This window comes from Lentibacter algarum, from assembly GCF_018860975.1.
Taxonomy (GTDB): domain Bacteria; phylum Pseudomonadota; class Alphaproteobacteria; order Rhodobacterales; family Rhodobacteraceae; genus Lentibacter; species Lentibacter algarum_A.
This window is the reverse complement of sequence record NZ_JAHKQI010000001.1, coordinates 45,996-60,208: the sequence shown is the minus strand read 5'-3', so window position 1 is coordinate 60,208 and position 14,213 is coordinate 45,996. Positions and strand designations below refer to the sequence as shown.

11 protein-coding genes are annotated in these 14,213 nt (G+C 55.3%); 7 read left to right on the top strand and 4 right to left on the bottom strand.

Annotated features, from left to right (window positions below):
* Positions 1-30: 30 nt before the first annotated feature.
* The 4 genes from KO498_RS00265 (at position 31) to KO498_RS00250 (ending at position 5,923) form a co-directional block, all read left to right on the top strand.
* Positions 31-1,335, top strand: coding sequence for a hypothetical protein (locus KO498_RS00265; protein WP_215957866.1), 1,305 nt, complete (start codon positions 31-33; stop codon positions 1,333-1,335).
* Between the two features lie 570 nt (positions 1,336-1,905).
* Positions 1,906-3,147, top strand: a complete 1,242-nt coding sequence (locus KO498_RS00260; RefSeq protein WP_215957865.1) for an aromatic ring-hydroxylating oxygenase subunit alpha — start codon at positions 1,906-1,908, stop codon at positions 3,145-3,147.
* Between the two features lie 4 nt (positions 3,148-3,151).
* Positions 3,152-4,237 (top strand): hybrid-cluster NAD(P)-dependent oxidoreductase, encoded by a 1,086-nt coding sequence (locus KO498_RS00255; protein ID WP_215957864.1) that lies wholly within the window; start codon positions 3,152-3,154, stop codon positions 4,235-4,237.
* 123 nt (positions 4,238-4,360) lie between these two features.
* Positions 4,361-5,923, top strand: a complete 1,563-nt coding sequence (locus KO498_RS00250) for a trimethylamine methyltransferase family protein (RefSeq protein WP_215957863.1) — start codon at positions 4,361-4,363, stop codon at positions 5,921-5,923.
* A 576-nt stretch (positions 5,924-6,499) separates the two neighbouring features.
* Here KO498_RS00250 and KO498_RS00245 read toward each other — a convergent pair.
* Genes KO498_RS00245 through KO498_RS00230 form a run of 4 tightly spaced genes read right to left on the bottom strand, consistent with a single transcriptional unit; the run spans position 6,500 to position 10,972 of the window.
* Positions 6,500-7,840, bottom strand: coding sequence for an NAD(P)/FAD-dependent oxidoreductase (locus KO498_RS00245; protein ID WP_215957862.1), 1,341 nt, complete (start codon positions 7,838-7,840; stop codon positions 6,500-6,502).
* The gene (locus tag KO498_RS00240; protein WP_215957861.1) at positions 7,837-9,333 is read right to left on the bottom strand and encodes an aldehyde dehydrogenase; all 1,497 of its coding nucleotides are present in this window, start codon (positions 9,331-9,333) and stop codon (positions 7,837-7,839) included. Before KO498_RS00240 ends, KO498_RS00245 begins: the two co-directional genes overlap by 4 nt.
* Positions 9,330-10,253: a dihydrodipicolinate synthase family protein gene (locus KO498_RS00235; RefSeq protein WP_215957860.1), complete on the bottom strand. Its 924-nt coding sequence runs from the start codon at positions 10,251-10,253 to the stop codon at positions 9,330-9,332. Before KO498_RS00235 ends, KO498_RS00240 begins: the two co-directional genes overlap by 4 nt.
* Positions 10,250-10,972 carry a GntR family transcriptional regulator gene (locus KO498_RS00230; RefSeq protein ID WP_215957859.1) on the bottom strand — a complete coding sequence of 241 codons (723 nt, stop codon included), beginning with the start codon at positions 10,970-10,972 and terminating at the stop codon, positions 10,250-10,252. The genes KO498_RS00235 and KO498_RS00230 overlap by 4 nt, the downstream gene beginning before the upstream one ends.
* A 130-nt stretch (positions 10,973-11,102) precedes the next feature.
* On the opposite strand from KO498_RS00230, the gene KO498_RS00225 reads away from it, so the two are divergent.
* Genes KO498_RS00225 through proX form a run of 3 tightly spaced genes read left to right on the top strand, consistent with a single transcriptional unit; the run spans position 11,103 to position 14,199 of the window.
* Positions 11,103-12,182 carry a quaternary amine ABC transporter ATP-binding protein gene (locus KO498_RS00225; protein ID WP_215957858.1) on the top strand — a complete coding sequence of 360 codons (1,080 nt, stop codon included), beginning with the start codon at positions 11,103-11,105 and terminating at the stop codon, positions 12,180-12,182.
* A gap of 13 nt (positions 12,183-12,195) precedes the next feature.
* A complete protein-coding gene (locus tag KO498_RS00220) occupies positions 12,196-13,167 on the top strand; it encodes an ABC transporter permease (RefSeq protein WP_215957857.1) in 972 nt (323 codons plus the stop codon).
* Between the two features lie 42 nt (positions 13,168-13,209).
* The gene (gene proX, locus KO498_RS00215; protein ID WP_215957856.1) at positions 13,210-14,199 is read left to right on the top strand and encodes a glycine betaine/L-proline ABC transporter substrate-binding protein ProX; all 990 of its coding nucleotides are present in this window, start codon (positions 13,210-13,212) and stop codon (positions 14,197-14,199) included.
* Positions 14,200-14,213 lie beyond the last annotated feature (14 nt).

The window sequence follows — 14,213 nt, the reverse complement described above, 5'->3', positions numbered from 1 at the left end:
CTTTGGCTTAGCACTGCGCGAGTGTGGCGGGTGAAAAAGCTGGACAGGTGGGACAGTGGTGCACATATGAATTTTCTCAGGTTGGTGGTTCTATCAAGCTTTGCCATGTTGGTTGCAACTGCTGGCCATTCAGGCTCGCTCGAATACCCGACATCGTTTCGAGACTGTAACTATGTTCCGCTCAAGCACGCGCTGATCAAGCAACAGAGTCAAAAATACTCGGCCTGCTTCAACAAATTGGCAAAAATCTCCACGAGCTCACCCGGGTGGCGCAATGAGAAAGTGTCATGTGGGGGCGGCTGGCCCAGAGCCTGCGTTCAATATATGCACAAGTCGTGCGAGATCAGAGCCAAGTTTGAGCGCAAACAGGCGCTGTGCCGAATAAAAATGAACCGCGCTCTCGCGGAACACCGGCGCGAAGTGGCTGCTCAAAAAGAGTTTCAACGCCAACAGCGGGAACAACAACGCCGTGCCGAGGAAGCAGAGCGCCAGAGGCGGGCAAATGCGCGCCGTCAGATGGCGCAGATCCACAAGTATAAAGATAGCGCCATTGTATCGAGCCATCTTGCAGGGCGCATGGGAGGGCTCACCCAGCCCCCTTTGGGTGGGTCGTACTATCTATCACAAACCCTTTCTGCCGCGGGAACACGCTATGTTACCAACACAATGGCCGATGCAGTTTTGCAATTGGAGCGCGCTGTTTACGGGCCTCCGAAGGGCAACCAAACTCGGTTTGTCCAAGGCGGCTATTCGGCGACCAACCCCCGCATGCCTTTGTCGGCTCAAATTCAAGCCCATAACCTGTACGGAAGTTTGCACGCTCAAGCGAACCGCACAGCAACAACGACATATCAACTGCCAATCGAGAACATGAGCGTTCAGTCCTCCATCGTGACTGGGGTTTTGACGTTGATTGTCCAGCAACAGCTTGACGGAGTCTCACCAGACCTACAATCAGCATTGACGAGTTTTATCGCGACAGGGGTGGCCGCGCTTATTGACGGCAAAGAGCTTGGCCCCAGCACAGATGATCGCCGACGCAACGTGTTTGGCCTGCTGGAAGCAGACCAAAAGAAGCGGGAGGCCGAACAGGCGAAGAAACCGACAAGTCGTAGACGCCTCAAAAACTATAACTACTGTATGAAAACAAAAGTACTTAGTGGTTCCGGGACGAGGTACACTATACGTGGAACCAACACCTGCAAATTTACGCTTCGGTGTTCGATTGAGCAATACAAGAATAGCAAACGTAGGTTTGTCCGGCTGAAATCAGGACAGTCGATGATCCGCCAATTGTCGTCGAAGAGGCAATACTGGCATGGTTGTCACCGTTAGATTGTAGCCGCTAGTCTGTTGCCTTACCCATCTTAGAAGATGCCCAATTGAGCCGTAGTTTCGCGGTCGTAACTAATTAGCGTTTCGACAAGCCGCACTGGGGCCCAACCGAGGGTCGGTCTCCGTCGGCTTTTGGGGCGTAGGTAGGCGCAGGTAACAGCAGCCCCAGTTATTGTGTTTGATGGCTTCAGAGATCGTCAAGGAAGCTTCCAGTTCGACACCTATCCGCCAACATGATGCCCAGCTTTGACCAACTGGAATTATATGATCCGTGTTGTGGTAACGCTGAGCCACATGCGTGGAATGATTGGGTGGAAAGCCTTTGACGTGAAAGCCCAAAAGGGTGATCCCACTGATCCCATTGTTGGAATCCTTTTGAACGACAAGAGCTGAAGAACGTTCCGTCGCAATTCCGATTACCCGTGTCGCAATTTTCAACGTGCCAAGGCTCGGGAAGGGGAATTCTAAGCGGAAGGAAGGGAATCGATCCATCGGCTCTCAGACCTTGAAACACTGACCCTACAAACATGGTTCTGCCATCTTGCGCAGTCCAACAGTCTGGAGATTTCCATGCTTCGCGAAGCCGACGTTCTGTCCACTCTCATGCGCCGCAAGCCTGAACATTCGCTTGTGCAAGATCTGTACTGTGACCCTGGTGTGTTTCATGTTGAAATGGACCATATTTGGTACCGCGATTGGATATTCGCCGCGCCTGCTTGTGAAATACCGAAACCAGGTAACTACATCGTCCATGAGATAGGCACATATTCCGTTGTTATCGTGCGCGGAACGGATGGCATAATCCGTGCGTTTCACAACTCTTGCCGACATCGCGGGTCTGTACTGTGCAAAGCCAAAAAAGGGTCTAGCCCGAAGCTGGTCTGCCCCTACCACCAGTGGACCTACGAGCTTGACGGGCGGCTGATTTGGGCCCGCGACATGGGCCCCGAGTTTGACCCATCCAAACATGGTTTGAAGCAGGTGCAATGCCAAAACCTGTCGGGCCTAGTATACATTTGCCTTGCTGACGATGCACCGGCGGTTGGTGAGTTTGCGGCCGAGACAGCACGCTACCTTGCAAAGCACGATCTTGAAAACTCAAAAGTAGCTTTTGAGAGCACGATTGTTGAAAAAGGCAACTGGAAGCTTGTTTGGGAAAACAACCGCGAATGCTACCATTGCGCGGGCAATCACCCGTCGCTTTGCCGCACCTTCCCGGAAGACCCGCGCGTCATCGGCAATGATGGCAGCGGTGAAATGGCTGGCATGCAAGCGGGCCATACCGAGCGCTGCGAAGCCGTGGGCGCATTGTCAGCCTACAAGATTGCCGCTGATGGCGAGTGGCGTTTCGTGCGCACGCCGCTACTGGATACCGCCGAGAGCTATACCTTGGATGGAAAGGTTGCAGTGACAAAGCCCAACTCGTCGCTGCCGTTCAAGGACGCCGGCGCGTTGTTGAAATTCAAGTATCCTGGCACCTGGAACCATTTTTTATCGGACCACATCATTCTGTTCCGTGTCACTCCGATCAGTCCTTTGGAAACCGAAGTGTGCACCAAATGGCTGGTCCACAAGGATGCCGTAGAAGGCCAGGACTATGACTTGAAACGTTTGACCGAAGTCTGGCTTGCAACCAACGACGAGGATCGCGAAGTGGTTGAGAACAACCAGCGTGGCATTCAGACGCCCGCCTATCAACCCGGCCCCTATTCTCCGACGCACGAAGGCGGCAACATCCAATTCACCGACTGGTATGCGTCCACAATGATCCGCAGGATTACCGGCGGCGCTTCAAAAATCGCGGCGGAGTGAGCATATGGTAATGCAGTCTGATTTGATGGCCTCGTCGGACGCCGGAATCTGGACCGATGCGGAACCGCTGGTTTGCTGTTCGGTCGTTCCGGAAGCGCCGAATACAGCAACCTTTAGCTTCGTGCCGTCGTCCGAGGCTCAGTTTCGGTATGAGCCTGGGCAATTCCTGACGCTGGAGCTGCCTGTGCCGGGAGGTACCGTATGGAAAACCTATACGATTTCGTCATCCCCATCGCGGCCCATGACGATTTCCGTTACTGTCAAGGCGCAGCCCGGCAGCATTGGGACACGATGGATGCTCGATCACCTGAAGCCGGGCATGCAGATCAAGGCGACCGGCCCGGCCGGGATCTTTGCGTTGCCTCGCAAGGAGAACAAGAAATACCTTTTCATCTCAGCAGGATCGGGTATTACGCCGTCGCTGGCGATGACCACATATCTGTTTGATCGTGGCACTAACATTGACGTGACCTTTGTTCATTGTGCGCAACGACCTCAGGACATCATTTCGAGGCAACGGCTCGAACAAATGGCATCGCGAGTTCCGTCGATCCGGTTGTTTTTCATCGTCGAGGAAGACGACCCCTACCGTGTCTGGACAGGCTTACGCGGTCGTCTCAATCAACTCACGATTGGCTTGATCGCAGGCGACTACCTGGAACGAGACGTGTATTGTTGCGGTCCCGAGCCGTTCATGGATGCGGTGCGTGAAATGCTGATCGCACTTGGTTGCGATATGGAGCGGTATCATCAGGAGAGCTTTGGCGCGCCCGTCAAAAAAGACGATCAGCTTCCCGAGCATGACGATATCGTGCCCGATAAAGACGTGGTAGCAAGCATTGCCTTTGCGGGTTCGGACGTCATCGCCGAGTGCAACGAAACAGACACTGTGCTGGCCGTTGCCCGTAATGCAGGCATTGTCATTCCTTCTGGATGCACCTTTGGTGTCTGCGGCACATGTAAAGTCAGGAAAATAGCTGGCGATGTCCATATGGTGCATAACGGTGGAATCTCGGAGGACGACATTGAGGATGGGTACATTCTGGCATGTTGTTCCAAACCAATCGGTGCCGTCGAATTAGACGTATAACATTCTCTAAACCCGAAGTGGGAATCTGTGTCTGTGTCGCTTTCTGCAATGAAACTTCGCAAATCTGCACATGGGGACCGCCTTAGTGATCGACAGTATGCGTAAAATTGGGGGAACTATCAGATGTCCGATACAGTGACCAAACCAGCAACACGTACTCGTAGTGGCGGCCGATCAGCCCGCCAGACCCTTCGGACAACTCGTGATTTCACGATGCTTCCCGGTCTCACTCGCGCCTTGCCTGTCTGTGAGGTAATGGATGGTGCCCTTGTCGAGAAGATCGATGAGGCATCCATGAACATCCTCGAGAATGTCGGCGTGCAGTTTCGCGATCCGATTGCCTTGGCTGACTGGAAGGCCGCTGGTGCCAAGGTGAAAGGCGAGATGGTCTATCTCGATCGAGGACTTGTGCGCGATCTGATCGCAACAATTCCTGGGGATTTCACCTATTCAGCCCGCAATCCAGCCAACAATGTACGCCTTGGTGGCCCCCACTCGATCTTTGTCCCAATGACAGGCGCACCCTATTTGCGTGACCTTGAGGACGTGCGACGCAATCCGACACTTGACGATCTTGCAATGTTCCACAAGCTGTCGCACATGCTTCCGGCCCTGCATTCGTCGGCGCATCATATTGTCGAACCCTATGATCACCCGATCAGCCAGCGGCATTTGCGCATTACCTATTCGTCTATGAAATATTCTGACAAGACCTTTATGGGTATGACCACAAGTCCGAAGAACGCCGAAGATGTGATGGATATGTGCGCCATACTCTTTGGCGAAGACTTTATGGAACAAAACCCGGTTACCACGGGCAACTGCAACGGCAATTCACCGCTTGTGTGGGACGAAACGATGTTGGGCGCAATGCGAGCGTTCTGCCGCCGCAACCAGCCGGTGTTGTGCTCTCCATTCGTACTTGGCGGGGCGAATACTCCTGCAAGCGTTCCCGCAACTGTAGCGCAGCTCAACGCCGAGGCGTTGTCGGCATTGGCCTATACACAGGTCATCCGTCGTGGTTGTCCTGCGATTTACGGTCACTACCTGTCAACGGTTAGCATGAAATCCGGCGCGCCCATGGCAGGCACGCCTGAGATAAGCCTGATGAACTTCATGATCGGGCAGATGGCGCGGCATTACGGCGTGCCCTGGCGGACATCGAACACGCTAGGCAGCGCCAAGACATTCGATGCGCAGGCCGGATATGAAAGCGCCACAACGCTGTCTTCGGTCATCCATGCAGGCGCGAATTATATCTGGCATTCGGCGGGTTGGAACGAGGCCGGAATGCACTGTTCCGTCGCCAAATTCGTGGTGGATGCCGAACAATGCGCCATGGCTTACCGCATGGCCGAGGGCCCGAAATGGCAGGATTTCGATGAGGCGCTATCGGCAGTGCCAGACGTTGGGCCAGGCGGTCACTACCTTGGCCATCCGCATACGCTAGAGAATTTTCAGAGCGCGTTTTTTATGCCAGAGCTTTTCGACAACAACTCGATCGAGCAATGGGTTGCGGACGGATCTAAGGAAATTACTCAGCGCGCACTGGAATTCGCCAAAAAGCTTCTGTCAGAATATCAGGAACCTAAACTTGATGAAAGCAAGGACGAAGAACTTTGCGACTATATCGCAAAGCGCGAACGCGAAATTCCGGCCGCTGAGGCGCTGAACCAAGATTACTGATGGATACCTCCCCGACTGGACCCGCCCTTTGTGGCGGGTCTTCTTTTGCACCCGCTATCCAAACGCCTGCATCCGGCTGAGCGCCGCGGATAGCGTAGATTTATCTGTACCAGCACGAACTTCCGGTCAAGGGTGGGCCTTATCGTATAGCCAGTGGCGATGTCAGGTCGCTGACCTCGACCTTGGTCAAACTGGTGGTCGAAGACGGCACAACAGGGTGGGGCGAAACCCGCCCCGTCGGACCGACTTATGCCGAGGCGCACGCCGGAGGGGCAAGCGTCTGGGCGTAAGCGTTTCAGGCCTGCTGGGCAGTGCGTTGGCGCACATCCGATGCGGGTGTTTCGGGACATCTGCGCGGCCCGTAATCTACCCCATACCTGCGATGACGCCTGGGGCAGTGATATCATTGCAGCAGCCTGCGTACACATTGCAGCAACAGTCGCACCCGAACGCATGGAGAGTGTTTGGTAAGCCCGTATTTTCCACATGACGCTGGCCACAAGATCAAGCACATTCGGCCCGCCATGCGTACCACGTGGCCTGAGCAGGTTGCTGCGCTCGCCGCAATAACGGCAATCATTCGTGCCGCGCACGCCATTCTTTGTAGCGCAGGATCGCGTTCGCGCCGATCTGCAGGAAGGGTTGCGGCGGCAAACGTTTGGGCCTTGCCTCGCAAGTGAAATGACGTGTGATATCGCTTTCGACGCCGCACGCCAGTTCGGCGGCACCTATGCCGGTCAACGTGCCGCGCGTTGTGCCTAGCCCGTTCTGAACGCAGCCCGAAAACAGCCCGTCATCCAGCTGCCGCATAACGGACACTCCGTTTAGCGTCAGGCACAGATGCCCGGCCCATTTATGTTCCATCTGCATACCTGCAAGCTTTGGAAAGCGGGCATCAAATTTCTTCTGCATGACCCGCGCGGCACGTGCGACATGATTGGCACCAATACGGCATCCTGGCGCAAGGGTGGCGCAAGTACGGGTGACGATGCGGTTTCCTCCCTGTGCGGTGTCGATGCGCCTGACTGTCGTGCCCATCGGGTCCGAGGGTGTAATGCCCCAACGGCTTTGCCCGCCCAGCCTGGCCAGCGCGTCGGCATCCAGTTCCGGTGTCATGACTGCGTAAAGGAACAACTGCATCAGGTGGCCCTTTTCAAAGCCAAAGCTTTCAAGATGGCCATTCGCGGTCAGAATAACACGGCCCGCGCTGATCTGGCCGCCGGGCGTGTTCACACGCCAAGCATCGCCTTCTCTGATCAGTGAGATTACCGGGCTTTCCTCATATATTGCAATGCCGTCGCGCAGCACTCCGGCAGCCAGGCCCCTGATATAGCCAGCCGGTTGCAACATGACCGTTCCGGGCGTGTAAAGACCCGACAGATAGTGCCGTGAACCGGTCAGATGGGCCATCGCCTGCGCATCCAGCATCTCCGATCGCTCACCCAGCGTGGCAAGATGTCTAGCATAGCTTTCGTTGTGGGCATGGGCAGAGAGACTGGCGGCCCCGTTCACCTTGCCCGCACGATCAAAGAAGTTCGTGTCGATCTGATAGTCTTTCACGGCGGTATCGGCAAAGTTGATCGCCTGCCTGTTCAGAGCAATCATCGCCTTATCATCACCAGCCCCGGCATAATCGTCCGAAGTAAGCTCATGCGGCAGGTCGATCATGAAACCGGAGTTGCGGCCGGCCGAACTTTCGGCGATACGCCCTGCCTCGAGCAGGACGATACGCGCCTGTGGGTCGATCTGATGCACCCGCCGCGCCGCTGACAGTCCCGCAAATCCGGCACCGACGATCACGACGTCTGCGGTTTGCTTGCTCTCTATACGCGGAAGTTCGGATGTTGGCCCCAGAATAGCGTTCCAGGCCGCCGGCCCCGGAAGGGCCGGCAATCGATTTACGGTCAGTTGCTTCAACTCACGGCCTCGTCCGTATCGTCTGCCAGATCGATCCAGATCGTTTTAAGCTGGGTGTACTGGTCGTGCGCGTGGATGCCATTGTCTCGCCCCCCAAAACCGCTTGCCTTGAAACCGCCGAATGGAGTGGAGATATCGCCTTCACCAAAGCTGTTCACGGTCACAGTTCCAGCCCGAATGGCCCGTGCTCCACGAATTGCCTGCTTGAGGTTCGCAGTGAAGATCGATGCAGCGAGACCGTATTCGGTATCGTTCGCGAGCGCTATTGCCTCGTCAGAACTTTCTACAGTGAGGACCGAAAGTACCGGACCGAAAATCTCTTCGCGCGCTTGCGGCGCATCCGGAGAGACATCCAGAATCGTCGGTTCGACGAATCCATTCTTGGCCTTACCGCCCATCAGAACTTTCGGTCCTTTTCCCAGGAAAGAAATGACCTTGTCGAAATGCGCAGCCGATACCAACGCGCCGACCCGGTTTTCTGGGTCAAGCGGATCACCCATGGGCCACTCACGGGCATGCGCCTTGATCCGCTCCAGTAGCGAGTCCTTCACGCCTTTCTGAACAATGAGCCGCGAAGAGGCTGAACAGTTTTCTCCCATGTTCCAGAAAGCGCCATTGACGACATGCGCGGCCACGCGATCGAGGTTCTCGGCATCGTCGAGCACCACAGCGGGGTTCTTGCCGCCCATTTCAAGCGTAATTTCCTTGAGGTTGGATTCAGCCGCATAGCGTAAAAAACGCCGACCAGTTTCGGTCGAACCGGTAAAGCTGACCCCATCGACGTCCATGTGCCGCCCCAGCGGCTCCCCCACATCAGGACCAGAGCCGGGAAGTACGTTTAAGACGCCCGCAGGTATGCCCGCCTCCATCGCCAACTCTGCGACACGCAGCGCGGTCAGTGATGTTTCCTCGGCCGGTTTCACGATCACAGAGCAACCGGCCGCCAAAGCGGGGCCGATTTTCCATGCCAGCATCAGCAGTGGGAAATTCCACGGCAGGACAAGACCCACCACACCGACAGGTTCGCGAACGAGCATAGCGACATGATCGTCAGACGCAGGTGCCACCTGATCGTAAATCTTGTCGATCAACTCGGCATGCCATTTCAGACAATGGATGGTTTCGGGCACGTCTACGGTTTCGCAATCAAAGATTGTCTTGCCGGAATCAAGGCTTTCCATCACAGCGAGTTCACGCGCATTGCGCTTGAGGAGCTTGGCCAGGCGGATCAGGGCGTCCTTGCGCTCACCAGGATGCAGTCGCGACCAACGGCCGTCCTCAAATGCATCGCGCGCTCTTTGTACGGTAAAATCCACATCGTCAGGACCGCAGGCGGCAACTTTGCAAAGCACTGAGCCTGTTGCTGGATTGAGGGTGTCGAAGGTCTTTCCAGATAACGCAGGGCGAAAGCTCCCGTCGATGAACGCTTGTGTAGGAAGGTCGAGGCCGCTTGCGACTGCCTTATATTCCTCGGTTGTTAAAAGATCGCTCATTGGGCTGCCTCCAGTTGCGTATCGGCCTCGATTTGGGCCACAGTGCGTTTGAGAACCCGCACTACCTGTTCCAGTTGCCTTTTGTCATCCTTGTTCAGCGTTCGCAGCGGTGGACGCGGTGGGCCAGCATATTGACCCATCATCTCGCAGCCATGCTTGACGCATTGAATGAACTTGCCACCCTGTTCCAACACCCGCATCAGCGGCATCATCGCCGCCATGATCCGGCGACCTTTGTCGAAATCGCCTTCCACTGCGCACGCCCGCCACAGGGCAATATGTTCGGCAGGCAGGAAATTTGAACCCGCGCAAACCCAGCTGCGCGCTCCCCAAGCAAAGAATTCAAGCGCCTGATCATCCATGCCACAAGACATTTGGATATGCGGATAATCCCGGGCCAGAAGATGCACGCGGTTGATATCCCCTGAGCTTTCCTTGATGGCGCAGACATTTCGGCTACGGCCGACACGGTCAAGGAACTCCTCGCCCATATCGATGCCCATCCGGCCGGGATAGTTGTAGAGCATGATGGGAAGATCCGCCGCACGGTCGATGGCGAGTGTATTCAGCGCGTTTTCGCGTTCGGTCGGGACCGAGTAGGGCGGCGAGCCTACAAGAATTGCCGATGCTCCAATCTTGGCCGCATGTTCGGCCATGGCGATGGAATCGGGCAGCCGTATCGCAACCGTACCGACGATTAGCGGCAGACGGTCACCTACGACGCTCTTGACGAAGCTCGCGACCTCTCGCCTTTCTTCAACGCTCTGGGCATAATATTCGCCCGTTGAGCCCCCGTTGACTAGACCGTTAACGCCAGAGGCAATAAGGTGTTCGATTTGCGCCGTCAGCGCATCCCAATTGATGGAGCCATCCTCAGCGTGTGGAGTGATGACGGGTGTATAGATACCTTCGAATTTCATGAGGCTCCTTTCTGGCTCAAATCGCCCGGCATAGGGCCGAGCGGAATCCGCATTCCGTCTGGTGTTACGAAACTTTCGATTTCGGCCCGCGACAGTTCCCAGTGATCGACAGCCAATTTCGCAGCACCATCTACATCACCGTTCTCGATCGCCTCGATGAACTGATCGTGCTGGTCCGCCGCGATATTGCGTTGCTCTGCCATCGCGTGGTTGCGCGGGTTGTAAAAGGACATGCCGATCCGGGTATGGTCGATCAGCAGGCGTCGCAGGCTTGGTGTGAGAAATTCATTGTCGGCCATCTCGCCGATGACAGCGTGAAAACGCTGGTTCATCAGGGCTCGCTCGGCAGTTTCTCCATCCCGGATTGCCTTGCGGAAAAGTGTCTGCACATCCTTCAAGCGCATAATCTGCGCCTCGGTCGCGTGCTCTGCGGCAAGGCGCGTCACCGCGGCGTATATCATCGGAGCTGCCATGAAGAAGTTGCGCATTGTTTTATGTGTCATGGGGGCAACCTGCGCCCCTCTGTTCTTTTGCAGAACGACATATCCCTCACCAGCAAGCTGGTTAAACGCCTCACGCAGCGGCGGGCGAGAAATTTCGTATAATTCCGCCAGCTCGGCCTCGTCTAGGTAGCTTCCAGGCTCGAAATCCTGCGTCAGGATTCGCCTCCGCAAGTCCTCGACGCACCACATCTTCCTGCTGATTGACTTTTCACTCACGGATGTGCCTCCAAAATATCCAGCTTGATTATCAATATAGACCAAGTTGTCATTAGGTCTTTTGTATCTTATAAAAATACAACTTGTCTACAATAGAATTTTGTGTAACCTCCTCATCAAGGAGGACACCATGACCCAACAATCCGAAGAGGCAGTGATCCGCTGCGAAGGCGTTTGGAAGATTTTCGGCAGACGCGCATCAGAGGCGCTTGAGGCTGTAAAGTCACAGGGACTGTCCAAAGACGAAATTCGTGACAAGTTCGACTGCGTCGTCGGTGTTCGCGAGGCCAGCTTCGACGTCCGCCGCGGTGAAATTTTTTGCATCATGGGCCTGTCAGGCTCTGGCAAGTCGACACTGATCCGTCACATCAACCGATTGATCGAACCTACCGCTGGCGCAATTCACATCGAAGGGGAGAACGTCAATGACGTCTCGCAAAAAAAATTGCGCGCGTTGCGGGCCGAAAAAATCGGCATGGTGTTCCAGAATATGGCGCTAATGCCGCATCGAACGGTTATGGAAAACGTCGCTTTCAGTCAGGAGGTGCGTGGACATGACATAAAAGATCGGACCCAGACGGCTCTTCGCGCGATCAAGGCGGTCGAACTGGACGGCTGGGAGGCAAAATATCCCGACGAATTGTCCGGTGGCATGCAGCAGCGCGTCGGCTTGGCCCGCGCCATTGCCGCCGACCCACCGATCCTTCTTATGGACGAACCATTTTCGGCCCTCGACCCGCTGATCCGCCGCCAGCTTCAGGACAAGTTCATGTCCCTGTCGTCTGAGATGAAAAAGACGACCCTATTCATTACCCATGATCTGGACGAAGCGATCCGTATTGGCGACCGCATTGCAATCATGAAGGATGGTGTGCTGGTGCAGATCGGCACCCCCGAGGATATCGTGACAAACCCTGCGGACGATTATGTCGCCGATTTTGTTGCCGGCATTTCCAAGCTGGGATTGATCTCGGCCGCCAAAATCATGGAGCAGATAGACGTTTATACACGGCGTGAAGGTCCGCTTGATCTCGATTCCTGCCCAGAGGCGTGCCCAGATCATTCACTGGATCGTCTTGTGGACCTCGCCGTTTCGACGCAGCAGCCGATCGTCGTCAAGGTTGACGGCAAGCCAGCGGGTGTTGTGACAAAGAACGCGCTCTTGCGTGGCATCAAAGGCGATATCGGCCCTGCCGAAAAAACGGCATAGAGAGGAACAGGACGTGGACGAAGAAAATAAATTTAACATCCTTGATCCCTTTTCTAGCGTTGATTTCGAGATCGCTGACAGTGCGGACGGTATCAAGCAATGGGCGATTTCCAACCGCGAATTGATCCAACCAATCAAGGCAGTGTTCAACGATATTATTGTTTTCATTGATGATGCTTTGCATGCCGTTCCGCCGCTACTCATGCTTGTCTTGATCGCGATAATCGCCTGGCAAGCTGCTGGCAGACGGCCCGCAATCATTGTGGCATTGTGCCTTTCAGCCTTGGGCTTTCTGGATCCCAACGCTTGGGGGTTAGCAATGACGACCCTTGCAATTGTAATGGCGGCAGTGATCGCTTGCTTTATCATCGGCCTTCCACTCGGAATTCTCGCGGCCAAAAGTGACGCGTTCGAGAAGATTCTCCGGCCCGTACTTGATTTGATGCAAACCATTCCTGCCTTTGTCTATCTAGTACCCGTGGTAATGTTGGTCGGCATTGGTAACGTTTCCGGGGTGATCGTCACGATCATTTTCGCGTTGCCTCCGCTCATTCGTCTTACCTCGCTCGGTATTCGCGGCGTGAACCCATCTGTTGTTGAAGCCGCGCGCGCTTTTGGTGCCAGCCCAAGCCAGATTTTGGTCAAGGTTGAATTGCCGCTTGCAACCCCAACTATCCTGGCTGGTGTAAACCAGACGATCATGCTGGCGCTGTCGATGGTCGTCATCGCATCAATGATTTCCGTAGGAGGTCTGGGGAATGAAGTCCTGCGTGCGATGGGTCGGCTTGATGCCGGCAAAGCGATTGTCGGTGGTCTTGGCATTGTTCTTTTGGCTATCGTGCTTGATCGCATATCGCAGGGGCTTGGCCAATCTGGTCGGGAACGAGGTCACCGCCATTGGTGGCAATCTGGGCCGGTAGGGTTGGTCGTCCGGCTGACCAAGCCGAAGACCGAAACCACGCCGTCGATACGGACGGAAAAATAAACAGATACCCAATCTAGCTGAACCAAACAGAGGAGAATCCAAATGTTCAAAAGAAATCTAATGGCGGCGCTTACCGCGACAACTATCCTAGCCGGACCGGGGATGGCTGAGGACATGCCCGGCGAAGGCGTTACCGTTCAACCGGTCATCGGCCTGATTGCCGAAGAATACTTTCAAAGCCGCATTATCTTCCGCGCACTGGAAGACCTCGGATATACCGTCGCCACGCCTCTCGAAACCGAAATTCAGACAGCGCATCTGTCCGTTGGCACCGGCGACGCAGATTTCTATCCGATCCACTGGGAAAATCTTCAGCAGGCATTCTTTGATGAATCCGGCGGGGATGATGTGCTTGAGCGTGTCGGCCCGTTCGTTGATGGGATGGTGCAAGGGTATCTTGTCGACAAAGCCAGCTATGACGCAGGGGTCACCGACCTTGGTCAACTGGCCGACGCAGAAGTTGCCGCCCGTTTTGATTCCGACGGTAACGGCACAGCCGATCTGGCTGGTTGTGTGCCCGGTTGGGGTTGCGAGCGCGTGATTGAGCATCACCTTACCGAATACGGGCTGCGCGATACCGTAACCCATAATCAAGGATCTTATAACGCCTTGATTGCCGATGCGATCGCACGTCAGCAATCAGGCGAGTCGATCCTCTACTATACTTGGACCCCCTACTGGGTGTCGGGCGAGCTTGTACCTGGTGGCAACGTCGAATGGCTGTCGGTGCCCTACACCTCTCTGCCTGACGGTGTTGAGGCAAACACTGAGTTCAACGGCCGCAATCTGGGTTTTGCCGTGGACGCCATGTACATTCTTGCCCGCGATGAATTTCTTGCCGCAAACCCAGCTGCTGCAAGCCTGTTTAAATCGGCAAAACTCGACGTGAACGATATTTCTGCGCAAAACCTGCTGATGTCCCAGGGCGAAGACAGCTCTGATGACATCGACGGTCATGTCGATGCGTGGATTGCTGAACATCAGGCGGCCTACGACAGCTGGCTTGAAGCAGCTCGTGCTGCCGCTGAGTAACCTCCTAAATCCTG

Coding starts and splice junctions, on each gene's coding strand:
- KO498_RS00260 (WP_215957865.1), top strand. CDS start 1,906: ATGCTTCGCGAAGCCGACGTTCTGTCCACTCTCATGCGCCGCAAGCCT.
- proX (WP_215957856.1), top strand. CDS start 13,210: ATGTTCAAAAGAAATCTAATGGCGGCGCTTACCGCGACAACTATCCTA.
- KO498_RS00225 (WP_215957858.1), top strand. CDS start 11,103: ATGACCCAACAATCCGAAGAGGCAGTGATCCGCTGCGAAGGCGTTTGG.
- KO498_RS00240 (WP_215957861.1), bottom strand. CDS start 9,333: ATGAGCGATCTTTTAACAACCGAGGAATATAAGGCAGTCGCAAGCGGC.
- KO498_RS00250 (WP_215957863.1), top strand. CDS start 4,361: ATGTCCGATACAGTGACCAAACCAGCAACACGTACTCGTAGTGGCGGC.
- KO498_RS00255 (WP_215957864.1), top strand. CDS start 3,152: ATGGTAATGCAGTCTGATTTGATGGCCTCGTCGGACGCCGGAATCTGG.
- KO498_RS00235 (WP_215957860.1), bottom strand. CDS start 10,253: ATGAAATTCGAAGGTATCTATACACCCGTCATCACTCCACACGCTGAG.